This window comes from Streptomyces sp. BYX5S (assembly GCF_054724165.1).
Map to the genome: position 1 here is coordinate 6,192,556 of NZ_CM138829.1, position 22,772 is coordinate 6,215,327.

Sequence of the window (22,772 nt, forward strand, 5' to 3'; positions counted from 1 at the left end):
AAGCCCCTCCGGCGATTGAGGAGCGGGGTCCGGGGGCGGAGCCCCGGGGGTGGGGTCACAGGCGCGGGTCGACCGGCTCCGACTCAAGGGCCAGCACCGCGAACACCGCCTCGTGGACCCGCCACAACGGCTCCCCCGCCGCCAACCGGTCCAACGCCTCCACCCCCAACCCGTACTCCCGTATCGCCAACGACCTCTTGTGCCCAAGAAACCGCTGCCGCAGCTTCGCCAGGTTCCCCGGCCTCGTGTACTCCGGCCCGTAGATGATCCGGAGGTACTCCCGCCCCCGGCACTTCACACCGGGCTGCACGAGCCGCCCCTTCTCGTCCCGCACCAGCGCCCCCACCGGCTTGACGACCATGCCCTCGCCACCGCGCCCGGTCATCTCCAGCCACCAGTCGATTCCGGCCCGCACCGACTCCGCGTCCCCCGTGTCGACGTACAGCCGACGCGTGGTCTGCAACAGCCCCGTGGTGTCGTGCGCGACGATCCGGTCGATGAGCGCGAGCTGCTCGTCGTGCGGCACCGCCGCGAGCGACCGCCCCCGGGCCGCGAGGATCTGGAACGGCGCGAGCCGCACCCCCTCCAGCCCGTCCGTGCTCCAGCAGTAGCGCCGGTACGCGTCCGTGAACGCCTCGGCGTCGGCCGCCCGCCCGCGCTGCCGGTCGAGCAGCTCGCCCACGTCGACGCCCCGCCCGGCCGCCGCCTCCAGCGCACCGAGCGCCCCGGGGAACACCGCGCCGGACGCCGCGCCCACCGCCGCGTACTGCGCGCGCAGCAGCCCGGACGCCTTGAGCGACCACGGCATCAACTCGGCGTCCAGCAGCACCCAGTCCGTGTCGAGCTCCTCCCACAGACCGGCGGCGCCGACCGCGTCCCGCACTCGCGCGAGCACCGCCTCGGTGGTCTCCCGGCTGTCGAAGAACGGCCGCCCGGTCCGGGTGTAGAGCGAGCCGGTGACCGACCCGTCGCTCACCCCGAACCGCTCCTTCGCCGCCTCGGCGTCCCGGCACACCAGCGCCACGGCCCGCGACCCCATGTGCTTCTCCTCGCACACGACCCGCGCCACACCGTCGGCGGCGTACTGCGCGAACGCCTCCGCCGGGTGCTCCAGATAGCCCTCCACCTCGGAGGTGGCGGTGGGCGCCATCGTCGGCGGCAGGTACGGCACGAGCCGCGGGTCGACCGCGAACCGGCTCATGACCTCCAGCGCCGCTGCCGCGTTCTCCTCGCGCACCGTGACGCGTCCGCTGTGCCGGGTCTCGACGACCCGGCGGCCGTGCACGTCGGCGAGGTCGAGCGGACGCCCCTCGTGCCCGCCCGGCGCCTCGGTGGTCAGCGGCCTGGTCGGCTCGTACCAGACCTGCTCGGCCGGTACGTCGACCAACTCGCGCTCGGGCCAGCGCAGCGCGGTGAGCTTCCCGCCGAACACCGCACCGGTGTCGAGGCAGATGGTGTTGTTGAGCCATGTAGCGGTGGGCACCGGGGTGTGGCCGTAGACCACGGCGGCCTGGCCCCGGTAGTCCTCCGCCCACGGGTAGCGCACCGGCAGCCCGAACTCGTCGGTCTCGCCCGTCGTGTCGCCGTACAGCGCGTGCGAGCGCACCCGCCCGGACGTGCGGCCGTGGTACTTCTCGGGCAGCCCGGCGTGGCACACGACGAGCCGTCCACCGTCCAGCACGTAGTGGCTGACGAGTCCTTCGACGAAGGTGCGCACCCGCGCCCGGAACTCCTCGGTCTCCCCCTCCAGCTGCGCGATGGTCTCGGCGAGGCCGTGCGTGTGCTGCACGTTGCGGCCCTTGAGCCACCTCCCCAGCTTGTTCTCGTGGTTGCCGGGCACGCACAGCGCGGTACCGGCCCGCACCATGCCCATCACGCGACGCAGCACACCGGGTGTGTCGGGGCCACGGTCGACGAGGTCGCCGACGAAGACGGCGGTGCGCCCCTCCGGGTGCTCCCCGTCCACGTAGCCCAGCTTGCTGAGCAGCGTCTCGAGTTCGCTCGCGCAGCCGTGGATGTCGCCGACGATGTCGAACGGTCCGGTGAGGTGCGTCAGGTCGTTGAACCGCTTCTCGCGCACGACGCTCGCGCCCTCGACGTCGGCGACGCCGCGCAGGACGTGCACCCTGCGGAACCCTTCGCGCTCCAAGTGCTTGAGGGAGCGGCGCAGCTCGCGGGTGTGGCGGGTGATGACGCGGCGCGGCATGTCGGCGCGGTCGGTCCGCCGCGCGTTCCGCGCGGCGCACACGTCCTCCGGGACGTCGAGCACGATGGCGATGGGCAGCACGTCGTGCTTGCGCGCCAGGTCGACCAGCTGACGACGCGCGTCCTGCTGGACGTTGGTCGCGTCGACGACGGTGAGGCGGCCCGCCGCGAGCCGCTTGCCGGCGATGTAGTGCAGCACGTCGAAGGCGTCGCGGCTGGCGCTCTGGTCGTTCTCGTCGTCGGCCACGAGGCCCCGGCAGAAGTCGCTGGAGATCACCTCGGTCGGCTTGAAGTGGCTGTGCGCGAACGTGGACTTGCCCGAGCCGGACGCTCCGACCAGCACGATCAGCGAGAGGTCGGTGACGGGCAGCACGCGCCCTGCGGTGTCGGTGGTGTCGATGGTGCGGGTGGCGCTCATACGGCCTTCGCCTCCTTCTCGTTCCTGGCCGCGGTGTCCGCGGGATCGGTCGTCGTGAAGACCGCCATCTGGGTGGGCGGCCCCACCTCGGGGTCGTCGGGTCCCACCGGCTCGTACCGCACGGCGTATCCGTGCCGCGCGGCGACCTGCCCCGCCCAGTCGCGGAACTGGGCGCGCGTCCACTCGAAACGGTGGTCACCGTGTCTGACGTGCCCGGCGGGCAGGGACTCCCAGCGGACGTTGTACTCCACGTTCGGCGTGGTCACGACGACCGTGCGAGGCCGGGCCGAGCCGAACACGGCGTACTCGAGGGCCGGCAGCCGCGGCAGGTCGAGGTGCTCGATCACCTCGCTGAGCACCGCCGCGTCGTGCCCCTTGAGCCGCTTGTCGGTGTACGCGAGCGAACCCTGCACGAGCCGGACGCGCGCGGCCTGCCGCTCTCCCAGCCGGTCCAGCTTGAGCCGCCGGGACGCCACGGTGAGCGCCCGCACGGACACGTCCACGCCGACGATCTCGGTGAACCGGGCGTCCTTGAGCAGTTCCTGCACCAACTGGCCCTGTCCGCAGCCCAGGTCGAGCACCCGCCCCGCCCCGGACACGCGGAGCACGGCGAGGATCGCCTCCCGGCGCCGCACGGCCAGCGGCACGGGCCGCTCCTCGGTGTCGCTCTCCTCGTCCACGGCGTTGTCGATCTCCTCGACGTCCGTGTCGTCGGCGTCCGCGAGTCGCGCCAGTTCGAGCCGCTCCATTGCCTGCCGGGCCAGCGACCAGCGCCGCGACAGGTACCGGCCGACGATGAGCTTCTGCTCGGGGTGCTCGGCCAGCCAGCCGTCGCCCGCCCGCAGCAACTTGTCGACCTCGTCCGCCGAGACCCAGTAGTGCTTGGCGTCGTCGAGCACCGGCAGCAGCACGTACAGGTGGCGCAGCGCGTGCGCGAGCCGCAATTCGCCCTCCAGGACGAGCCGTACGTACCGCGAGTCGCCCCACTCGGGGAACTGCGCGTCCAGCGCCACCGCCTCGACGCCCACCCGCCAGCCGAGCGGCTCGAACAGCTTCCGGACGAGATCGGGCCCGCCCCGCGCGGGCAGCGCCGGCACCTCGATGCGCAGCGGCAGCGGCTGCTCGGCCCGCTCCGGACGGGACCTGCACACACCGCGCAGCGCACTGGAGAAGACGTTGCTCAACGCCACGGCCAGCAGCGACGACGCGGCGTAGGGCCGGTCGTTCACGTACTGCGCGAGCGCCACGTCGGGCGCGCCGCCCCGGCCCTTGCCGTGCCCCCGCCGCGCCAGCGCCACGGGATCCACTTCCAGCAGCAGCGCGGCCGTGCACCGCTCGTCGCTCGCCTCGGGGTAGAGGACGTGCGCGGTGCCGTGCGCCGTGCTGAACGCCTGGGCCCGCTCAGGATGCTTGTGCAGCAGAAAGCCCAGATCGGTGGCCGGATTCGTGGCAGTGCCGGTGGTCGAGATCGTCATGAACACACGGCCGATTATGGTCACCGACGGCCCGTCACCACCATGGGTTTTCGCCCGCGCGAAGCCGCCCATGTCATCGAAGCGCACGGCTGTGACCTGCATGATGGGTGCATGGATCTTCGCGTATTCACCGAACCGCAGCAGGGCGCCACCTACGAGACGCTGCTCCGCGTCGCCCGCGCCGCCGAGGACTTGAACTATGGAGCCTTCTTCCGGTCCGACCACTACCTCCACATGGGATCCGTCGACGGTCTGCCGGGGCCGACGGACGCCTGGACCACGCTCGCCGGGCTGGCCCGTGAGACCCGGCGGATCCGGCTCGGGACGCTGATGACGGCCGGCACCTTCCGGCTGCCCGGTGTGCTCGCCATCCAGGTCGCGCAGGTCGACCAGATGTCCGGCGGCCGCGTCGAGCTGGGGCTCGGCTCCGGCTGGTACGAGGAGGAGCACTCCGCGTACGGCATCCCGTTCCCCAAGGAGAAGTTCGGTCGTCTCGAGGAGCAGCTCGCCATTGTGACGGGCCTGTGGGAGACGCCGGTCGGCCAGCGCTTCACCTACGACGGGACCTTCTACCAGTTGAAGGACTCCCCCGCGCTGCCCAAGCCCGCCCAGTCGCGCGTACCGATCCTCGTCGGCGGGCACGGCGCGAAGAAGACCCCGGCGCTCGCCGCGAAGTACGCCACCGAGTTCAACATCCCGTTCGCCTCGATCGCCGACACCGAGCAGCAGTTCAAGCGCGTGAAGGCGGCGGCCGGTGAGCACGGGCGCGCCCAGGACGCCCTCACCTACTCCAACGCCCTCATCGCCTGCGTCGGCCGCGACGACGCCGAGGTCAAGCGCCGCGCCGACGCCATCGGCCGCGACGTCGACGAGCTCAAGGCGAACGGTCTCGCCGGTTCCCCCGCCGAGGTCGTCGAGCGCATCGCCGCCTACCAGGCCGTCGGCTCCCAGCGGATGTACCTCCAGATGCTCGATCTCGACGACCTGGACCACCTCGAACTGATCGCCTCCGAGGTGGCACCGCAGCTGAGCTGAGCCCGGACTCGCGGGCGTCGTCACCGTTCCCATGCCGCCTCCCCTCTTCGGCACCGTCACCACGGTCGGGTGAAAGTCGTCAACCCCGTGCGTGGGGGCGGGGCCGCGCAGTGACCAGGCCCCCTTCGTGATCGTTGACTCGGGCGGAGCCGGACCGCCCGGCACCCGCGCCGGCGGTCGCTGCCGGGCGTCATATTGCGTCAACTCCCCTTCCTCACGCGGAAGGGCGAGGGCCGAGGAGGCCGCCATGTCCCAGGAAGCCGCGCCGGATCAGGCCGCACCGGACGCGTCCGCGCCGGACACGTCCATGCCGGACCCGACCGTGCCGGAGCAGCAAGGCGCCCCCAAGGGCCTGTTGCAGCAGATGGAAGAGCTGATGGCCGCGCTCAACGCCGACCTCTCGCAGCTCGACGCCGACCTCCAGCAGCCGCCCAGGGCCTCGCGGCCCGACGGTGAGGACGCCTGAGAATCCCCGAGGGCGCCCGAGGGCGCCCAAGGATCCCCGAAGACGCCTGAGCGGGACGCCCCACTCTCACGCCGCGGAGTCCGAGTCCGGCTCGGGCTCGGGCCCCCGGTTGGCCAGCGACAGTCCCCGCCCGCGCTCCGGCAGCCGCTGCAGTATGTCCAGGACCCTGTCGCGCGATTCGTCCGCCGCGTCGATCGCCTCCATGCACTGCCAGTAGGCCCCCTCCTCGAACGACTCGCTGGCCACTGCCACGAGCGCGATGCCCACGTCGCCGAGGAGCGCGCCGAGCTCGATCAACGCCTGGTGCACATCGCCCAGCTCGGTCAGTTGCGCCGCCCGTATCCCCCCGGCCCCGACGACGGGCGTCGCCGAACCGCCGCTTCCGCGCGCTCCCGCCTCGCTCAGCCCCAGCGCCTCGCCTCGTAACTCCGGTGGCCCCTGCATCGCGAGGCGACTCCCCATCGCCTGCGCCATGGCCTGTGCCTGCCACGCCTCCCTCATGATGTCCGGCGGATCCTGGCTCTCCGCCAGGGCCCGTCGGCCGACCCCGATGAGCCGCACCGCATCCATCGCGTCCCCGTCCGTCTCCCGCCGAACTCCTTCGTCCACTACCCAGAGTGAAGGCATGCGCGGCGAAAAGCTAGGGGAAGCCCGAAATCTGTGGACACAAAGTCCGATGTGGAGAAGATCGTAACTCCGGAGAGTGACAACAGGCCCCGGACTAACCGACTTCCTTGCCGGGTACCGGGAACCGTCGCTCGTTGCGGTCGATCTTCGCCGACAGCGCGGCGAGCGCGTCGATCCCGAGCACCTCGCACAGTTGCAGCAGATACGCGAGAACGTCGGCGACCTCGTCCTCGACGCGGTGCGCCGAGTCCGGGTCCTCCATCACGCGGGCCGACTGCTCGGGGGTCAACCACTGGAAGATCTCGACCAGTTCGGACGCCTCCACGCTGAGCGCGGCCGCGAGGTTCTTCGGGGTGTGGAAGGGGCCCCAGGCGCGGGCCTCGGCGAATCGGGCGAGGCGGGTCTGGAGGGTCGCCACGTCCAGAGGGCGGGCCTCCCCGCTCCCGCGACTCCCGCCGCCCTCGCCGATCTCAGCGCTCTTGCCGATCTCAGCGCTCTTGCCGCTCCCGCCGCCGAGTTCTTCGTTGCGTTCTTCGTTCATCGTCCCAGGTCTACCATCGTCGCCCCCGCCGCCCGCGCGCCCTCCACCGCCGCCGAGTCCTCGCCCGTCGCGGCGACGAGGCGGATGTGACCCCGGGCGCACATGCGGGCGGCCAGCGCCGTGAGTTCGGCGCACTGGGTGCGGTCGAGGCCGCGGTCGAGGTTGTCCGCGAGGACGGTGAGGCTCTGGTACGCCTCCGGCACCTCGGCCGCCGGGTCCACGGCGAGCACGCGGGGACCGGTGAGCAGGACGAGCGCGAGGGCGAGGTACCGCAACTCGCCGTCCGCGAGCCGCTCCACGGGGCTGACCACCCCGTCGCCCCGGTCCACGACCGCGCGCAGGAGCCCGTCCGGCGTCGGTTCGGCCCGGACGTCCGTCACGGGACCGGCGAGGCCGGCACGGGCCGCCGCGACGAGGAGCGCGTGCCGGTTGCCGCACTCGGCGGCGGTGCGGCGCAGCACCGCGGCGAGGTTGCCGCAGCCGCCGTGCAGGCGGTCGGCCGCCGGGGCGACAGGGGCGCGCATCCGGCGGGGGTCGGGGTCGCAGACGAACGTGGAGCGCAGGCCGACGACGACCTGCTCCGCCGCCGCGAGCACCTTGCGCTGCCCCTCCGTGCGCCCCGCGACGCGCAGCGGGAGCATCGCCGTACCGAGCAGGTCGTCGGGGAGCGGGCCGCGGGTCACCGGCACGGAGCCCGCGGTGTGCCACGCGGCCTGGACGTCGCGGCGGCCGGGGTCGCGCAGGGCGGTCTCCAGGTACGTGATGTCGGGGCCGGTCAACCGCTCGCCCACGACGCGGAGTTCGGGTTCCACCTGGACGGCGAGGTCGAGGCGGACCGGGCCCGCGGGGCCTTCGACGGTGCAGCCGATGCGGAAGCCGCGGCGTTGTTCGGCGTCGGGGCGGGCGCGCTCGGGGACGTAGGAGTGGGGGCGGGGGAACACGTCGGCCAGTTGCGCTCCTCCGCCGAGGGCGGCGAGCGCCGAGAGCGCTCGGAGCGCGCTGGACTTGCCGCTGCCGCTGGGGCCGCTGAGGGCGGTGAACGGGGCGAGGGGGAGGGTGGTGCCGCGGTGGCGGGCGAAGGCGGAGAGCCGGAGGTGGGTCACCCGGGGGCGGGTGTGGGACGCGCCGGGTAGTGGGGGCGTGGCCTGCCGGAGCACGGTCATGCGATGAACGTAGGCGGGGGTGGGGTGCAGAACCGTTTGGGCGGCGGGATCTTCCTACGAACGGGGGACTATGCCTCTCGGGCTTGCCCCGCGCGTTCCCCGGCGACCCGCGGGGGGTACGGCCGCGGGGCTCCGCCCCGGACCCCGCTCCTCAATCGCCGGAGGGGCTTGAAATGAACATCACCGGAAGCGCTTGAGATGAGCCTCGCCGGAGGGGGTTGGAACGGTCGGGGTTACGAGACCGCGTCCTTCACCAGGCCCTGGACCTCCGTGCCGGGAGGGGCGAGGAGGAAGACGTTGCGGTCGACGCGGTGCATGCCGCAGCCGAGGCCGAGGACCACGCCGCTGCTGAAGTCGAGGACGCGCTTGGCGACCTCGGTTTCGGCGCCGCTGAGGTCGAGGAGGACCGGAATGCCGGACATGACGGTCTCGGCGACCTCGCGCGCGTCACCGAAGACGTTGACGCGCAGGACCACGAAACGGCGGCGCGGTTCCGTGTGCGCCTCGGGCATCGCCCGGTGGTCGACCGCGGAGGGCCACTCGTTCCGGCTGCGCAACGGCACGACCTGGGCGAGGCCCTCCCACTGTTCGTCCGTGACGTCGTGGCTGTTCACTGCCCCCACCCCGTTTGGGCTCGCACTGTTGTCTGCACCGCCCAATTCTTACGTCATGCAACCCGTTCGGCCCAACACCGACACGGTGCGGAGCCCGTGCGCCCGGTCACACTTGGTCACCGGAGCGCGCGAGCCAGCGCCCCGCGTGCCGGGTGACCTCGATGGGGCGGCCGAAGCAGGCGGTCATCCGCTCCTTGGTCAGCACCTCGCCCACGGCGCCGCGGGCGAGGACGCGGCCCTCGCGCAGGAGGAGGGCGTGGCTGATGGCCGGGGACAGTTCCTCAAGGTGGTGGGTGACCGTGATCGTCGCCAACTCGGGTCGGCTCACGACCAGTTGGCCCATCGTGTCGATGAGGTCCTCGCGCGAGGGGAGGTCGAGTGCGTTGAAGGGCTCGTCGAGGAGGAGCAGGGCCGGGTCCGCCATGAGGGCGCGGGCGATGAGGAGGCGGGCGCGCTGACCCCCGGAGCAGACACCGTAGGGGCGGTCGGCGAGCTCCTTGATCTGGAGTTCGGCGAGCAGCGCGTCGGCCCGTCCGCGCACCTCGTCGTCGTACGACTTCCAGAGCGGCTGGACGGTGCCGCTGTGGCCGGTGAGGACGACGGTGCGGCCGGGCAGGTCCTGAGGGACGCGCTGCGAGGTGGAGACGTGGCCGATGAGGGCGCGCAGCTCGCGGACGTCGACGCGGCCGAGGCGGTGGCCGAGGACCTCGACGGTGCCGGTGGTGGGGTGGTTGGTGGCGCCGACGAGGCGCAGGATGCTGGTCTTTCCGGCGCCGTTCGGGCCGAGCAGCGCCCAGTGCTCGCCGGGGCCGACCGTCCAGTCGATGCCGTCGAGGATGACCTGGCCGGTGGTGTAGCGGCGCATGCTGACGCCGTCGAGCGCGGCCACCGCACGCCGCTCGCTCCGGTTCCCGTCCGTCCCGTTCATGGCGCCTCCCGCTCCGTCGTGCACGGTACGGAGAGTAGCTGTAGGCGGCATCCATCGGGGCGGGCGTCCGAGTCGTGGACCGGGGCGGGGTCCACCGACCGGTGGACGGCAGGTTCCACCGGTCGCCGCTGTCCGGGGGCACACGCCCGCGACCAGCATGGACGTCATGACCAACTACCCCGTACGCATGGCTCGTTGGAGCGCCGGACACCCGTGGAGGGCGATCGCCGGCTGGTTTCTGTTTGTGGTGCTTTGTCTTGGTGGCGGGATCGCCGTGGGCGGGAACGCCGCGACGTCCGCCGACTTCGGTGTCGGTGAGGCCGGGCGCGCCGAGGCGATCGCCCGGGAGGGCGGACTGGCGCAGCGGCCCGTGGAGCGGGTGCTGATCGAGGCCCGCGGTGGCGGGCGGCTCGACCGGGAGGCGGGGGGCGGCGTCGCCGACGACGTCGCGGAGCGGATGCGGACGCTGCCCGAGGTGCGGTCCGTGGCGGAGCCCGTGTGGTCGAAGGACGGCCGGGCGGTGCGCGTCGACGTCACCATGAAGGGCGCCGAGCTCGAAGGGAAGAAGCACGTCGACCCGTTGCGGGCGCAGACCGCGGCCGCGCAGAAGGCGCACCCCGAGCTGCGCGTCGAGGAGACCGGCGGGCCGTCCATCAGTCAGGGCGTCGACAAGCTGCGCGGCAGTGACCTCTCCCGTACGGAGATGATCGCGCTGCCCATCACGCTGCTCACGCTGCTGCTCGTGTTCCGCTCGGTGGCGATGGCGGCGGTGCCGCTGCTGCTCGCGCTGTCCGCGATCGTCGCGTCGATCGGCCTGTCGATGCTCGCCTCGCACGTCTTCCCCGACGCGGGGGTCGGCACGAACATCATTCTGCTGATCGGGCTCGCCGTCGGCGTCGACTACACGCTCTTCTATCTGAAGCGGGAGAGGGAGGAACGGGCCCGCTCCGGCGGGGAGTTGTCGTCGCGGGCGCTGGTGGAGATCGCCGCCGCCACGTCGGGGCGCGCCGTCGTCCTGTCCGGGCTCGCCGTCGCCGTCTCCAGCGCCACGCTCTACCTCGCCGATGACGTCATCTTCTCGTCGATCGCGACCGCGGCGATCCTGGTGACGCTCGTCGCCGTGGTCAGCTCGCTGACCGTGCTGCCCGCGCTGCTCGTGAAGATCGGCGCGCGGGCCGAGCGCCGCGCCGCCCGCAGGCCGCGCAAGGCCAAGGCCGCGACGAAGCCCGTGCGCCCCAACGCCCTGCTGCGGCTCACCGCCCGTCGGCCCGGCGCCGTGCTGCTCGTCGCCGTCGCCGCGATGCTCGCGCTCGCCGCGCCGCTGTTCGGCATGAAGCTGACCGACATGGGGCGCGAGACGCACTCCCGGCAGACCCAGTCGATGCCCACCTTCGACCGGCTCAACGCCGCGTTCCCCGAGGTCAAGGCCGGACACCAGGTACTGGTACGGGCCGCCGCCGGGCGCGCCGACGAGGTCGCGGGGGCCCTGCGCTCGCTCGCCGAGGCGGCCAAGGACGATCCCGGCCTGAACGGTACGTACACGCTGCGCACCTCCGCCGACCGCCGTGTCACCTCGCTCGAACTGCCCGTCCCGCACTACGTCAGCACCCAGCCCGCGCAGGAATCGCTGGAGCGGCTCCGTTCCGAGCATCTCCCGCGCGCGGTCGCGGAGTTGGGCGGCGACGTGGAGGCCGGTGTCACCGGTGATGTGGCGCGGTACGCCGATTATCCGGAGCACCAGAAGCAGAAGTTGCCGCTCATCGTCGGGGCGCTGCTGCTCGTGACGTTCGCGATGACGGTGTGGGCGTTCCGGTCGGTGGTGCTCGGGCTCGTCGGGGTGCTGCTGAACCTGCTGTCCGCGGCGGCCTCGCTCGGCGTTCTCACCTTCGTCTTCCAGGGGAGCTGGGCCGAGGGGCTGCTGGACTTCGACTCGACGGGGTCGATCGGTTCGCGGGTGCCGCTGTTCCTGTTCGTGATCCTCTTCGGTCTGTCCATGGACTACCAGGTGTTCGTGATCAGCCGGATCCGGGAGGGCGTGCTGCGCGGGGTGCCCACGCGGCAGGCGGTGCTCGACGGGGTCGGCAGTTCGGCGGGGGTGGTGACCAGCGCGGCGTTCGTGATGGTGACGGTGTTCGCCAGCTTCGTGTCGCTGCACTTCATCGAGATGAAGCAGATCGGGTTCAGCCTGGCGGTCGCCGTGCTGCTCGACGCCTTCGTCATCCGGGTGCTCATCCTCCCGGCGCTCATGTTGCTGCTGGGCGAACGGAGTTGGTGGCCGGCGCCGCGTCGCCCGCGGCCCGGGAAGTCCACGCCCGAGCGCCCCTTGGCGAACGTAGGCTGATCGCCGTGGACAGCAGCAGAGCGCCTCTCCTCGCCCCCGGCCCGACGACCGCCGACCGGGCGGCCGTCGGCCCCACGGCCGTCGTGCCCGCGCTGCACCGATGGAACGCCGTGGTGTGGGTGCTGTGCGGAGTCGTGCCGCCCGCCCTGGCGGTGGCGGACACCCCGGCCGGGACGAAGTACCCGACGTTCGTGCTGCTGTCCGTCATGACCTGCGCGTACGCGGCCGTGGCCATGTTCCCCGGCCGGGAGCTGCTGCCGCCGACCGCCTACCTCGTGGTGTTCGCCGCCGGCGTCGGCGCGGTGGCGTACACGATGGGCAGCGGCGCCGCCCTGTTCATCGTGTCGCTTCCGCACTTCTGGATCTACGCCGCCGGGCCCGGCGCGGCCCTCGCCCTGAGCGGCGCGGCGGCCGCCCTCACGGTCGGCGGCAGCGTCACCGGGCGCGGCCCCGGCGCCCAACTCCTGAGCGGAGAGCTGTTGTTCATCCTCGGCGGATACGCCGCCGGGTGCGCGGTCGGCCTCCTCGTGCACCGGATCAGCGCCCAGGGCGAGGCCCGCACCCGCCAGCTCAGCGACGAACTCGCCGACACCCAGGCGGCGTTGGTGGAGGCACACCGCCAACAGGGCGCCACGGAAGAGAGGGAACGGATGGCCCGCGAGATCCACGACACGCTCGCCCAGGGATTCGCCTCGATCATCGTCCTCGCGGAGGCGGCCCGCGCGGGCCTCGCCACCGAACCCGCGCGCTCCGCGCAGCAGTTGACGTCGATCGAGCAGACGGCCCGCGAGAACCTGGCGGAGGCGCGCGCCCTCGTCGGCGCCACGGCGCCGCCCGGCAGCGCCGCGCAGGGTTCGGTGGCGGGCACGCTGCGCCGCACCCTCGACCGGTTCGCCGAGGACACCGGGATCACGGTGGACGCCGAGCTGGCCGAGGTCGACTGCGACCAGCAGACCCGTATCGCGCTGCTGCGCTGCACACAGGAGTCGCTGGCCAACGTCCGCAAGCACGCCGCCGCCTCGACCGTCGTCGTGGTCCTGGAGCAGCACGCGTACGGCATCGATCTCGAAGTCGCCGACGACGGGCGCGGTTTCGACGTGGCGGCGGCGCGCGGCTTCGGCCTCGACGGCATGCGCAAGCGGCTCGCCGAGCTCGGCGGCGAGCTGACCGTGACCGGTTCGCCGGGGGACGGCACCCGCGTACTGGCCCAACTCCCCGTCACCCGGGGCCAGGAGGAGCGAACGGCATGAGCGACACAGGGAACCTGAGGGTCGTCGTGGTCGACGACCACACCGTGATGCGGGCCGGTGTCGTCGCCCTGCTGGCGCCGGAGAGCGGTGTCGAGGTCGTCGGTGAGGCGGACGACGGCCGTTCCGGTGTGGCGCTCGTCGAGGAGCTGCGCCCCGATGTGGCGCTGCTCGACCTGCGGATGCCGGGCCTCGACGGAGTGGCGGCGACCGAGCGGATCGTCGCGGGGCCGAGCCGTACCCGCGTGCTGATCCTGACGACGTACGACACGGACACCGAGATCGAGCGGGCGGTGGAGGCGGGTGCGATCGGCTACCTGCTCAAGGACACCACCCGTGAGCAGCTCGTCGACGCGATCCGGTCGGCGGCGCGCGGCGAGACGGTGCTCGCGCCGCGGGTGGCGCAGAAGCTCGTGGCGAAGATGCGGCGGCCCGCGCAGACGGCGCTGACCGCGCGCGAGGTGGATGTCCTGACGGCGGTGGCGGACGGCCTCTCCAATCCCGACATCGCGAAGCGGCTCGTGATCGGCGAGGCGACCGTGAAGACCCATCTGCTGCGCATCTTCGCCAAGTTGGACGTCGGGGACCGGACGCGGGCGGTCGTCGTGGCGATGGAGCGCGGAGTGCTGTAGAGCCCTCTCGGCCACTTTTCATTTGTCGCCGTTTACAAAACGTTCAGTAACAATGCGTCCCCCGCCTCTCGGGAAACCACGAAGCCATTGACGCCTGCCGCGATCCCCGCCACCGTCATGGCGACAAGCATTCCGCTCATTCCCGAGAGCTGGGACGGTCATGAAGAGAATCAAACACTGTGTCGCGTTCTTCGCGGCGGCCGCGGCGCTCGCCGCCGCCGTATTCGCCTGGCCCGCGACGCCTTCGGCGCAGGCGTTCCCGCCGAGTTCGAAGCAGACCGTACTGAATTACTTGCGGTCCATCTCCGGAAAGCACATCGTCTCCGGACAGCACAACAAGGAACCGGCCTCCGCGCCCAGTCAGTACACGCAACAGGTCAAGGACGTCACCGGCCAGTACCCCGGCCTGTGGGGTGGTGACCTGATGTTCAACGCCACGGACGTGGCCAACCGGCAGCGGGTGATCGACCAGGCGAAGACGGAGTGGAAGAACGGCTCACTCACCTCCCTGACCTGGCACGTCTGCCCGCCGACCATGGGCAGCAGCTGCGCCTTCGAGGGCGGCGTGAAGTCGAACATCTCGAACGCGCAGTTCTCCCAGATCGTCACCGAGGGCAGCGCGCTCAACACGGCGTGGAAGAAGCGGCTCGACGAGGCCGTGCCGTATCTCCAGCAGCTGAAGGACGCCGGAGTTCCCGTTCTCTTCCGTCCGCTCCACGAAATGAACGAATCGTGGAACTGGTGGGGAAATCGCCCCGGAGCGGGCGGCAGCGCACGCCTGTACCAAATCACGCACGACTACTTGGCCAACACCAAGGGCCTGGACAATCTGATCTGGGTGTGGAACGTGCAGGACAATCCGGCGGGCGGCTGGAGCCGTTATTACCCCGGCGACCAGTACGTCGATGTCGTCTCCCTCGACGCCTGGTACAAGAATTATCCGAGCGCCGCCGACTATCAGCAGATGCGGAGCATCGCCGGCACCAAGCCCATGGCCATCGCCGAAATGGGCAAGATGCCGAACGACGCGCTGCTGACGAGTCAGCCGCAATGGGCGTGGTTCATGCTGTGGTCCGAGCAGCTGCGCGGGAACAACACCAACGCCGAGATCCAGTCGACGTACTTCCACCCCCGGGTCCTGAACCAGGGTGAACTCACCCTCTAGCCACCTGCGCCGGTGTCCCGCGGCGGCGCGCTGCTGCCGCGGGACACCAGCACGGGCGGCGCGACCGGTTCCGACGAAGGGTTGCGGCGGTGGACGACGTCGAAGAGGCGGCGCGTGGCGTCGGCGCCGAAGCCGAAGACGTCGTGGCTCATGGCGGACAGCGGCGGGTGGGTGAGCCGGCACAACTGGGAGTCGTCCCAGGCGATCAGGCTGACGTCCGCCGGTACGGCCAGGCCCAGTTCGGCGGCGACGGCGAGCCCCGCGACCGCCATGATGTCGTTGTCGTAGACGATCGCCGTGGGCCGCCGCGCCGAGCCGAGCAGGGTGCGGGTGGCGTGGGCGCCCTGCTCGGCGGAGAAGTCGGTGGTGACGTTGCGGGCCGGTTCGAGGCCGAGGTCGGCGACCGCCGTGTTCAGCGCGGCGGTGCGCAGGATGGTGTGGCCGAGCGCCGGGTGACCGCCGACGCGGGCGATCCGCCGGTGCCCGAGCGCGGCGAGGTGCCGCACGGCCTCCCGTACCGCGGTCTCGTCGTCGGTCCACACCGAGGTGTAGCCGCCGGTCAGGGACGGGTGGCCGACCGCGACCGCCGGGAGGCCGATGGCCCGCAGGGCGGTGATCCGCGGGTCGTCGTGCCGGATGTCGACGAGCAGGGAACCGGCGATGCGGCGGGAGCGCCACCACTGCCGGTGCACGCCGATCTCGCGGGCGGTGTCCCGCACCAGGTGCAGGAGCAGCGAGCAGCCGTGCTCCTCCAGGACCGATTCGGCGCCCGCGATGAACTCGGCGTAGAACGGCTCCAGTTCGAGCTGGCGTGCCGGGCGCGCGATGACGAGGCCGACGGTGTCCGCGGCGCCGGTCGCCGTCCCGGAGAGCTTGCTCGGCGCCTGGTTCGGCGCCCACCCCAGTTCGGCGACCACCGCCATGATGCGGGCGCGGGTGGCCTCGGAGAGGCCGGGTCGGTTGTTGTACGCGAGGGACACCGCGCCGCGCGAGACCCCGGCGCGGGCCGCCACATCGGTGATGGTGACGCGTCGTGCCGGCCGCCCGGTCATTTCGTGGCACCCGCCGCGAAGCCGTTGTAGATGTAGCGCTGAAGGAAGAGGAAGACGAGCAGCGTCGGCAGGATCACGAGGATCGTGCCCGCCGAGATGTCCTCCCAGTGCGCGCCGAACGGCCCCTTGAAGCGGAACAGGGCGGTGGAGATCGTGCCGTGCTCCTCGGAAGGCATGTAGAGGAACGGGATGTAGAAGTCGTTGTACGTCGTGATGCCCTTGACGATGACGACGGTGGCGATGGCCGGCTTGAGCAGCGGCAGGATGATCTTCCAGTAGATGGTGAAGGTGCTCGCGCCGTCGATCCTGGCCGCCTCGTCGAGGGAGGTGGGGATGGAGCGGATGAACTGGAGGAAGATGTAGATCGACACGATGTCCGTGCCCATGTACAGCAGGATCGGCGCCCACCGGGTGTCGAACAGGCCGAAGCTGTTGACCACTTGGAAGGTCGCGACCTGCGTCGTGACTCCGGGCACGAGCGTGGCGAACAGGAACAGTGCCAGGACCGTCCTCTTCAGCCGGAACTCGAAGCGGTCGATCGCGTAGGCCGTCATCGAGCCGATGAGCACCGTTCCGGAGATCGAGAACAGCAGGATGAACGCCGTGTTCCCGAACGCCGTGAGCATCCGGCCGTCGCGGAACGCCGTGACGTAGTTGGACAGGTTCAGCCAGTCGTCGGGCAGGCTGAACGCGCCGCCGCCACGCGTGAGTTCGGGCGAGGTCTTCAACGACGTGAGGAACACGACGACGAGCGGCACCAGCACCACGAGGGAGGCGACCACGAGCGAGAGATAGGTCAGGGCCCTGCCGACCCGCGGCCGCCTGCGGGCCCGGCCGGCTGCTGCGGGGAGCGCGGTCATACGAGGTCCACCTTCTCGTCGGGCACCAGGCGGCGCTGGATCCAGGTGATCAGCAGGATGATCAGGAGCAGCACCACGGCGCAGGCCGAGGCGAGCCCTGTCTTGTTGAACTGGAAGGCGAGCTTCACCGTCTGGATGACGAAGGTCTGGGTGCCGGTGGCACCGCCGGTCATGATGTACGGGATCTCGAAGACGGCGAGCGAGCCCGAGATCGCCAGGATGACGCTGAGCCCGATCACCGGTTTGATGCCGGGCGCGATGATGTGCCGGAACTGCTGCCAGCGGCTGGCGCCGTCGAGCTGCGCGGCCTCGTACAACTCCCCCGGGATCGACTGGATCGCGCCCAGGAACAGCACGAAGTTGAGTCCGGTGAACCGCCACACGGACACCCCCGCCAGTGAGGTGTTCGCCGACTCCGCGTCGCCGAGCCACGCGTGGTCGCCGCCCACCCCGAACCACGACAGGACCGAGTCGAGGGTGCCGCCGTCCTGGAAGAAGTACAGGAAGACGAAGCCGATGGCGACGCCGTTGACAAGGTATGGGAAGAACAGGATGCCCTTGAAGAGGTTCCGGAAGCGCAGATCGAAGCTGAGCACGGTCGCGAAGTACAGCGCGATCACGATCTGCACGGCGGACGCGGCGAGGTAGTAGAAGCTGACGAAGAACACCCGGAACAGCTCGGGCCGCGTGAACAGCTGGGTGTAGTTGTCGACCCCCGTGAAATTCCGCTCGGGACTGACCCCGTCCCAGTCCGTGAAGCTGTAATAGATCATGTTCCCGACCGGCACGTACGTGAACGTGATCAGCAACCCGAGCGGCACGAGAAGGAACAACCACGGGGTGACACGCCCACGCTTCCGCGGTACTGGAGACAACCTTTCGAGCCGATCGGCCTTCTCAAGCCGATCGGCCTTCTCGAGCCGGTCGGCCTTCTCAAGCCCCTGCGGCGATTGAGCAGCGGGGCCCGGGGCGGAGCCCCGCGACGTAGGCACGTCCCCCGCCACCGGCCCACCGGACTTCGCGTCGAAGACCATGTCACCCACCCGCACCGGCAACCGCGTCGCCCCACCGCTTGTCGAGCTCCGCGAAGTAGTCCTCCAAGGACCCCTTCTGCGCTCCTCGCGCGATGTCCACGAGCTTCTGCCGGTAGTCCGGCTTGCTGAACCCGATCTCCGCCGCGTCGTCGACCGCGTTGACCTGCCCGGTCTTCGCCTCCGACCGCTCGATGTACTTGACATCGTTGTCCTCGTACGGCTTCAGCGTGGCCGGCATCGGAGCCGACCGCAGCGCCGAGACGGCGCCCGAGGAGGCCGCGTAGTCGGACTTCTCGGTGAACCAGTCGATCCACGCCCGAGCGGCGGCCTTGTGCTCGGAGTGGATGTTCACGGCCTGCTGGTAGTCGGAGAGCAGCGTCGCGCAGAACTTCCCGTCCTTCTGCACGGGGAACGGCATGAATCCGATGTCGTCGGGGTTCTCGCCCGCCTTCTTCGCGGCGTCCTGCATCTGCGTGATGGCCCAGGAGCCGAGCAGCATGCTCGATATCTCGCCCTTGGCCAGCAGGTTCTTGGAGTTCTCCCAGTTGGTGGTCGTCGGGTCCTTCTCCGCGTACTTGTCGTGGACGATGTCGTAGAGCAGCGTGTCGATGACGTGGAGGTCGCTGCCCCGCGCCCACGGCTGCTTCTCGGTGACGAGCTTGTCGTTGGCGTCCACGTCGCAGCTGACCGAGCCGATGGAGTTGGACCAGGGGCTGCTCAGCGGCCAGCCGTCCTTGAAGTTGGTGTAGTACGGCACCGAGTCCGTCTTCGTCTTGACCGCCTTGAGGTCGTCGAGCAACTCCTGTGGCGTGGTGGGCCATTCGGTGATGCCGGCCTTCTTCCAGACGGCCTTGTTGTAGAGCAGCCCGTTGACGGTGCCGAAGCTCGCTATGCCGTACGTCTTCCCCTGCACGTCGGTCTTGTCGGTGAAGCGGTACGTCTTCTTCAGGTCCGCGGTGTCACCGAGCGGCGCGAAGAACTTGGGGTAGTTGTTCTTGGCGATGACGCCGGGGATCATCAGCACGTCACCGTAGTTCTCGGTGTTCATGCGGATCTTGACTTCGCCCTCGTAGTCGGTGATGCCCTCGAACTTGACCTTCACCTTGGGGTAGGTCTTGTTGAACTCGGCGGCGTACTTCTTCATCGCGCCGCTCTGCACGAGATCGGTGCGGTGGGTCAGCACGGTGATGCTGCCCGACACGTCCTTGGGGTCGGCGGGCGCCTTGGCCTCCCCGCCCGTTCCCGCGCTTCCCCCACTGCACCCGGCTGTCGCTGTCGCCAACATCGCGGTGGCGAGCAGTGCGACGCCCAACGGCTTGCTCGGCTTCTTCCTCATGTGCCCCACTCCTTTGAGGGTTTACGGCTCCGGCCCAGCGGCTGACGGCACTATGGCAGCGATCCGTGAACCGGTAAAGGCCCTTGCAGCACCCCGACGACAATTGGCTGACGGAAGGGGACTAGACCGGTTCACAAATCCGGAGTTAGGTTGGCGCGGATCGCGAACTCAGGCCTGCCGTACGTCCGATGGGAGCCGCACTATGAAGGACACCGTCCAGCTCGGCGAGGGCTGGCGCCTCGACCACGACGGGACCGAGGTCCCCGCCCGCGTTCCGGGCTGTGTCCACACCGACCTGCTGGCGGCGGGCCTGATTCCGGACCCGTACATCGGCACGAACGAGGACGAGGTCGCCTGGGTGGGCCGCCGCTCCTGGACCTACGCACGTGACGTGGACGGCGCTCAAGACGGCCACGAACGCGTGGACTTGGTCTTCGACGGCCTCGACACGGCGGCCACCCTCACGCTCGACGGGCGGCGGCTCGGCCGCACCCGCAACATGCACCGCTCGTACCGCTTCGACGTGACCGGACGCTCCGGTGAGCTGCGCGTCGCGTTCGCCTCGGCCTACGAAGAGGCGGACGCGGTACGGCAGTTGACCGGCGAGCGCCCGAACGTCTACCCGGCCCCGTCCCAGTACATCCGCAAGATGGCCTGCGCCTTCGGCTGGGACTGGGGCCCCACGGTGGTGACGGCGGGCATGTGGCGCCCGGTCCGCATCGAACGCTGGTCGACGGCGCGCCTGGCGCGGGTCAGGCCCTTGGTGACGGTGGTCGACGGCACAACGGGACGCGTGGAGCTGCGCGTTGACGTCGAACGGTCCGCGGGCGGCGCCGACCGGACGCTGACGGCGCGGGCGTCGGTGGCAGGCGCCCGGACGCACGCGACCTTCGAGGGCGACACCGTCACCCTCACCCTGGACGTCCCGGACGCGGACCTTTGGTGGCCGCGCGGCTACGGCGAACAGCCTCTGTACGACGTGGAGTTGACGCTCCTGGCCGACACTGAGGAACTCGACACCTGGCAGCACCGCGTGGGATTCCGCACGATCGAGCTCGACCGGAGCGCCGACACCCACGGCACCGGCTTCACCTTCGTCGTCAACGGCGTCCGCGTCTTCGTCCGCGGCATCAACTGGATCCCCGACGACGTCCTGCCCTCCCGCGTCACGCCCGAGCGCTACCGCACCCGCCTCACCCAGGCCGCCGACGCGAACATCGACCTCGTACGGGTCTGGGGCGGCGGCATCTACGAGGACGACGCCTTCTACGACGCGTGCGACGAGCTGGGCCTCATGGTGTGGCAGGACTTCCCGTTCGCCTGCTCCGCCTACCCGGAGGAGCAGCCGCTGCGCGGCGAGGTGGAGGCCGAGGCGCGCGAGAACGTGTGCCGCCTGATGCCGCACCCCAGCCTCGTCCTGTGGAACGGCAACAACGAGAACCTGTGGGGTTTCCGCGACTGGGGCTGGGAGGGCGAACTCGCCGGGGACTCCTGGGGCGAGGGCTACTACCTCGGCGTACTGCCGCGCATCGTCGCCGAGTTGGACCCGACCCGCCCCTACACGGCCGGCAGCCCGTGGTCCGGCTCGTGGGACCACCACCCCAACGACCCCGACCACGGCACGTTCCACTCGTGGGAGGTGTGGAACCGGCTCGACTACACCGAGTACCGGTCCGACGTGCCGCGCTTCGTCGCCGAGTTCGGCTGGCAGGCGCCGCCCGCGATGGCGACGCTGCGCCGCGCCCTGCCCGGCGAGCGGCTCGCGCCCGACTCCCCCGGCATGCTGCACCACCAGAAGGCCGAGGACGGCAACGGGAAACTGGACCGGGGCCTGGCACGCCACTTCGCGCCACCCGTAGGCGACTTCGACCGCTGGCACTACCTCACGCAGGTCGTGCAGGCCCGCGCCGTGGCCACCGGCATCGAGCACTGGCGCGCCAACTGGCCGCGCTGCGCGGGCGCCGTCGTGTGGCAGCTCAACGACTGCTGGCCGGTCAGCTCCTGGTCCGCGATCGACGGCGACGGCCGGCTCAAGCCGCTCCACCACGAACTGCGCCGCGTCTACGCGGACCGCCTGCTGACCCTGCAACCGGCCGACGACGTACCGGAGTTGGTGCTCTCCAACCTCGGCGCCGAACCGTGGACGGCCACGGTCACCCTGCGCCTGATGCGCGCCGACGGAAGCCTGGCCGGGCAGACCCGCCTCCAGGCGACGGCGGGCGCGCGCCGGGTGACACGGGTGGCGGTGCCGCGCGAGCTGGTGCCCGCCGCGGGCTCGGCGAAGGAGTTCCTGGTCGCGGACGCCGACGGCCTGCGCGCGCTGCACTTCGCGGTGCGGGACCGCGACTTCGGCTACCCCGAGCCCCGCTTCACGGTCGCGGTCGAGACCGTCGGCGGGGACCCGGATACAGTCGACGTCGTGGTGACCGCCCAGACCCTCGTACGCGACCTGCTGCTCCAGCCCGACCGGGTCGCCCCGCACGCCCGCGCCGACCAGGGCCTCGCCACGCTGCTGCCCGGCGAGCGGGCCCGGATCCGCCTCACCGGCGCGCGCGGCGCGGGCGCCAACGCGATCCACGCCGCCCTCTTCTGCGTGGAACCGGCGTGAGCGCCCCGATCCGGAACGTCACCATCAAGGACGTCGCGGCCGCCGCCGGGGTGTCCAAGGGCGCGGTGTCGATCGCCTTCAACCAGAAGCCCGGACTCTCCGAGGCCACCCGCGAGCGGATCTTCGCCGCTGCGCGGGAGCTGGGCTGGGCGCCGAACTCCTCGGCGCGCAGCCTGTCCCGGCGCACCACGGACACGGTCGGCCTCGCGCTGTGCCGCCCGGCGCGGCTGCTCGGCCTGGAGCCCTTCTACATGGAGTTCATCTCCGGCATCGAGAGCGTCCTGGCAGAGCACTCGTGCTCCCTCCTCCTTCGCCTGGTCAGCAGCCTGGAGGAGGAGATCGCGCTCCAGCAGACGTGGTGGCGCGAGCGGCAGATCGGCGGCAGCGTCCTGGTCGACTTCCACCGGGACGACCCGCGCGTCGAACCGCTCACCCGCCTCGGCCTCCCGGCCGTCGCGGTCGGCCACCCGGACCTCACGGGCGGCCTGCCGTCGGTGTGGACGGACGACGGCACGGCGATGACGGAGGCCGTGCGCTATCTCGCGGCGCTCGGCCACCGCAGGATCGCCCGCGTCGGCGGCCCGGCCGACCTCGGGCACAGCGCGATCCGCGAGGAGGCGTTCCAGTCGACGCTGAGCGGGCTCGGCCTCGACGCGAGCCTGCACCTCACCACGGGTTTCGCGGACGAGGAGGGGGCCCGCGCCACCCGCTCCCTCCTACTGCGCCCCGACCGGCCGACGGCGATCGTGTACGACAACGACATCATGGCGGTGGCCGGGCTGGGCGTCGCCGCGGAGATGGGGGTGGGGGTCCCCGACGACCTCTCCCTCCTCGCCTGGGACGACTCCCAGCTCTGCCGCCTCACGCACCCCACGCTGTCCGCGATGAGCCACGACGTGCACAGCTTCGGGGCCCAGGTCACCCGCGTCCTCTTCGACATCATCGCGGGCAACCCGGCGACCCCGGGCCCGGTACCGACACCGTCACTGACACCGAGGGGGTCGACGGCACCGCCGCGCGGATGA

At 71.1% G+C, this 22,772-nt stretch carries 19 protein-coding genes; 8 read left to right on the top strand and 11 right to left on the bottom strand.

Translation table 11 applies throughout. The features are described 5' to 3' along the window. Positions 1-55: 55 nt before the first annotated feature. Both ACYBSK_RS27930 and ACYBSK_RS27935 read right to left on the bottom strand, forming a co-directional pair. A complete protein-coding gene (locus tag ACYBSK_RS27930) occupies positions 56-2,623 on the bottom strand; it encodes a polynucleotide kinase-phosphatase (RefSeq protein ID WP_460243784.1) in 2,568 nt (855 codons plus the stop codon). Further along, positions 2,620-4,104, bottom strand: coding sequence for a 3' terminal RNA ribose 2'-O-methyltransferase Hen1 (locus ACYBSK_RS27935; protein WP_460243785.1), 1,485 nt, complete (start codon positions 4,102-4,104; stop codon positions 2,620-2,622). Before ACYBSK_RS27935 ends, ACYBSK_RS27930 begins: the two co-directional genes overlap by 4 nt. 105 nt (positions 4,105-4,209) lie before the next feature. Here ACYBSK_RS27935 and ACYBSK_RS27940 point away from each other — a divergent pair, with 105 nt between their 5' ends. Both ACYBSK_RS27940 and ACYBSK_RS27945 read left to right on the top strand, forming a co-directional pair. Continuing rightward, positions 4,210-5,133, top strand: coding sequence for an LLM class F420-dependent oxidoreductase (locus ACYBSK_RS27940; protein WP_457480015.1), 924 nt, complete (start codon positions 4,210-4,212; stop codon positions 5,131-5,133). 247 nt (positions 5,134-5,380) lie between these two features. After that, the gene (locus ACYBSK_RS27945; RefSeq protein WP_457480016.1) at positions 5,381-5,599 is read left to right on the top strand and encodes a hypothetical protein; all 219 of its coding nucleotides are present in this window, start codon (positions 5,381-5,383) and stop codon (positions 5,597-5,599) included. A gap of 66 nt (positions 5,600-5,665) precedes the next feature. Here the strand turns inward: ACYBSK_RS27945 and ACYBSK_RS27950 are convergent, their stop codons facing one another. The 5 genes from ACYBSK_RS27950 to ACYBSK_RS27970 form a co-directional block, all read right to left on the bottom strand. Continuing rightward, positions 5,666-6,169, bottom strand: a complete 504-nt coding sequence (locus ACYBSK_RS27950; protein ID WP_457481880.1) for a DUF6099 family protein — start codon at positions 6,167-6,169, stop codon at positions 5,666-5,668. A 151-nt stretch (positions 6,170-6,320) separates the two neighbouring features. Further along, positions 6,321-6,644 carry a nucleotide pyrophosphohydrolase gene (locus ACYBSK_RS27955; RefSeq protein ID WP_460247113.1) on the bottom strand — a complete coding sequence of 108 codons (324 nt, stop codon included), beginning with the start codon at positions 6,642-6,644 and terminating at the stop codon, positions 6,321-6,323. Between the two features lie 119 nt (positions 6,645-6,763). Then, complete coding sequence (locus ACYBSK_RS27960; protein ID WP_460243786.1) at positions 6,764-7,930, bottom strand: ATP-binding protein; 1,167 nt, start codon at positions 7,928-7,930, stop codon at positions 6,764-6,766. 233 nt (positions 7,931-8,163) lie between these two features. After that, positions 8,164-8,544 (bottom strand): cell division protein SepF, encoded by a 381-nt coding sequence (locus ACYBSK_RS27965; protein WP_457480019.1) that lies wholly within the window; start codon positions 8,542-8,544, stop codon positions 8,164-8,166. Positions 8,545-8,650: 106 nt separating this feature from the next. Continuing rightward, entirely contained in the window at positions 8,651-9,472 is an 822-nt protein-coding gene (locus ACYBSK_RS27970) for an ABC transporter ATP-binding protein (RefSeq protein WP_457481881.1), read from the bottom strand. A 166-nt stretch (positions 9,473-9,638) separates the two neighbouring features. Between ACYBSK_RS27970 and ACYBSK_RS27975 the strand changes: the two genes are divergently transcribed. The 4 genes from ACYBSK_RS27975 (at position 9,639) to ACYBSK_RS27990 (ending at position 14,857) form a co-directional block, all read left to right on the top strand. Beyond that, the gene (locus tag ACYBSK_RS27975) at positions 9,639-11,813 is read left to right on the top strand and encodes an MMPL family transporter (RefSeq protein ID WP_460243787.1); all 2,175 of its coding nucleotides are present in this window, start codon (positions 9,639-9,641) and stop codon (positions 11,811-11,813) included. An 83-nt stretch (positions 11,814-11,896) separates the two neighbouring features. Next, positions 11,897-13,063, top strand: a complete 1,167-nt coding sequence (locus ACYBSK_RS27980) for a sensor histidine kinase (protein WP_460247114.1) — start codon at positions 11,897-11,899, stop codon at positions 13,061-13,063. Further along, positions 13,060-13,692 (top strand): response regulator, encoded by a 633-nt coding sequence (locus ACYBSK_RS27985; protein WP_457480021.1) that lies wholly within the window; start codon positions 13,060-13,062, stop codon positions 13,690-13,692. Before ACYBSK_RS27980 ends, ACYBSK_RS27985 begins: the two co-directional genes overlap by 4 nt. A 160-nt stretch (positions 13,693-13,852) precedes the next feature. Continuing rightward, on the top strand, positions 13,853-14,857 hold the full coding sequence (locus ACYBSK_RS27990) for a glycosyl hydrolase (protein WP_460243788.1): 1,005 nt from the start codon (positions 13,853-13,855) through the stop codon (positions 14,855-14,857). On the opposite strand, the gene ACYBSK_RS27995 is transcribed toward ACYBSK_RS27990, so the two are convergent. The 4 genes from ACYBSK_RS27995 to ACYBSK_RS28010 all read right to left on the bottom strand — a co-directional run bounded on the left by ACYBSK_RS27995 (position 14,854) and on the right by ACYBSK_RS28010 (position 19,139). Further along, positions 14,854-15,909, bottom strand: a complete 1,056-nt coding sequence (locus tag ACYBSK_RS27995) for a LacI family DNA-binding transcriptional regulator (RefSeq protein WP_460243789.1) — start codon at positions 15,907-15,909, stop codon at positions 14,854-14,856. The two genes, ACYBSK_RS27990 and ACYBSK_RS27995, sit on opposite strands and share 4 nt — an antisense overlap. Next, positions 15,906-16,769, bottom strand: a complete 864-nt coding sequence (locus ACYBSK_RS28000) for a carbohydrate ABC transporter permease (protein WP_460243790.1) — start codon at positions 16,767-16,769, stop codon at positions 15,906-15,908. Before ACYBSK_RS28000 ends, ACYBSK_RS27995 begins: the two co-directional genes overlap by 4 nt. Continuing rightward, entirely contained in the window at positions 16,766-17,644 is an 879-nt protein-coding gene (locus tag ACYBSK_RS28005; protein WP_460243791.1) for a carbohydrate ABC transporter permease, read from the bottom strand. Before ACYBSK_RS28005 ends, ACYBSK_RS28000 begins: the two co-directional genes overlap by 4 nt. 160 nt (positions 17,645-17,804) lie before the next feature. Further along, positions 17,805-19,139 carry an ABC transporter substrate-binding protein gene (locus ACYBSK_RS28010; protein ID WP_460243792.1) on the bottom strand — a complete coding sequence of 445 codons (1,335 nt, stop codon included), beginning with the start codon at positions 19,137-19,139 and terminating at the stop codon, positions 17,805-17,807. A gap of 202 nt (positions 19,140-19,341) precedes the next feature. On the opposite strand from ACYBSK_RS28010, the gene ACYBSK_RS28015 reads away from it, so the two are divergent. Together ACYBSK_RS28015 and ACYBSK_RS28020 are read left to right on the top strand one after the other, a co-directional pair. Next, positions 19,342-21,747, top strand: a complete 2,406-nt coding sequence (locus ACYBSK_RS28015; protein ID WP_460243793.1) for a glycoside hydrolase family 2 protein — start codon at positions 19,342-19,344, stop codon at positions 21,745-21,747. Beyond that, a complete protein-coding gene (locus ACYBSK_RS28020) occupies positions 21,744-22,772 on the top strand; it encodes a LacI family DNA-binding transcriptional regulator (RefSeq protein ID WP_457480028.1) in 1,029 nt (342 codons plus the stop codon). The genes ACYBSK_RS28015 and ACYBSK_RS28020 overlap by 4 nt, the downstream gene beginning before the upstream one ends.

What these genes read in the sequence shown, in the direction of transcription:
- ACYBSK_RS27930 (WP_460243784.1), bottom strand. Translation starts at nt 2,623, where the DNA reads ATGAGCGCCACCCGCACCATCGACACCACCGACACCGCAGGGCGCGTG.
- ACYBSK_RS27940 (WP_457480015.1), top strand. Translation starts at nt 4,210, where the DNA reads ATGGATCTTCGCGTATTCACCGAACCGCAGCAGGGCGCCACCTACGAG.
- ACYBSK_RS27945 (WP_457480016.1), top strand. Translation starts at nt 5,381, where the DNA reads ATGTCCCAGGAAGCCGCGCCGGATCAGGCCGCACCGGACGCGTCCGCG.
- ACYBSK_RS27950 (WP_457481880.1), bottom strand. Translation starts at nt 6,169, where the DNA reads ATGGATGCGGTGCGGCTCATCGGGGTCGGCCGACGGGCCCTGGCGGAG.
- ACYBSK_RS27960 (WP_460243786.1), bottom strand. Translation starts at nt 7,930, where the DNA reads ATGACCGTGCTCCGGCAGGCCACGCCCCCACTACCCGGCGCGTCCCAC.
- ACYBSK_RS27970 (WP_457481881.1), bottom strand. Translation starts at nt 9,472, where the DNA reads ATGAACGGGACGGACGGGAACCGGAGCGAGCGGCGTGCGGTGGCCGCG.
- ACYBSK_RS27975 (WP_460243787.1), top strand. Translation starts at nt 9,639, where the DNA reads ATGACCAACTACCCCGTACGCATGGCTCGTTGGAGCGCCGGACACCCG.
- ACYBSK_RS27985 (WP_457480021.1), top strand. Translation starts at nt 13,060, where the DNA reads ATGAGCGACACAGGGAACCTGAGGGTCGTCGTGGTCGACGACCACACC.
- ACYBSK_RS27990 (WP_460243788.1), top strand. Translation starts at nt 13,853, where the DNA reads ATGAAGAGAATCAAACACTGTGTCGCGTTCTTCGCGGCGGCCGCGGCG.
- ACYBSK_RS27995 (WP_460243789.1), bottom strand. Translation starts at nt 15,909, where the DNA reads ATGACCGGGCGGCCGGCACGACGCGTCACCATCACCGATGTGGCGGCC.
- ACYBSK_RS28000 (WP_460243790.1), bottom strand. Translation starts at nt 16,769, where the DNA reads ATGACCGCGCTCCCCGCAGCAGCCGGCCGGGCCCGCAGGCGGCCGCGG.
- ACYBSK_RS28010 (WP_460243792.1), bottom strand. Translation starts at nt 19,139, where the DNA reads ATGAGGAAGAAGCCGAGCAAGCCGTTGGGCGTCGCACTGCTCGCCACC.
- ACYBSK_RS28015 (WP_460243793.1), top strand. Translation starts at nt 19,342, where the DNA reads ATGAAGGACACCGTCCAGCTCGGCGAGGGCTGGCGCCTCGACCACGAC.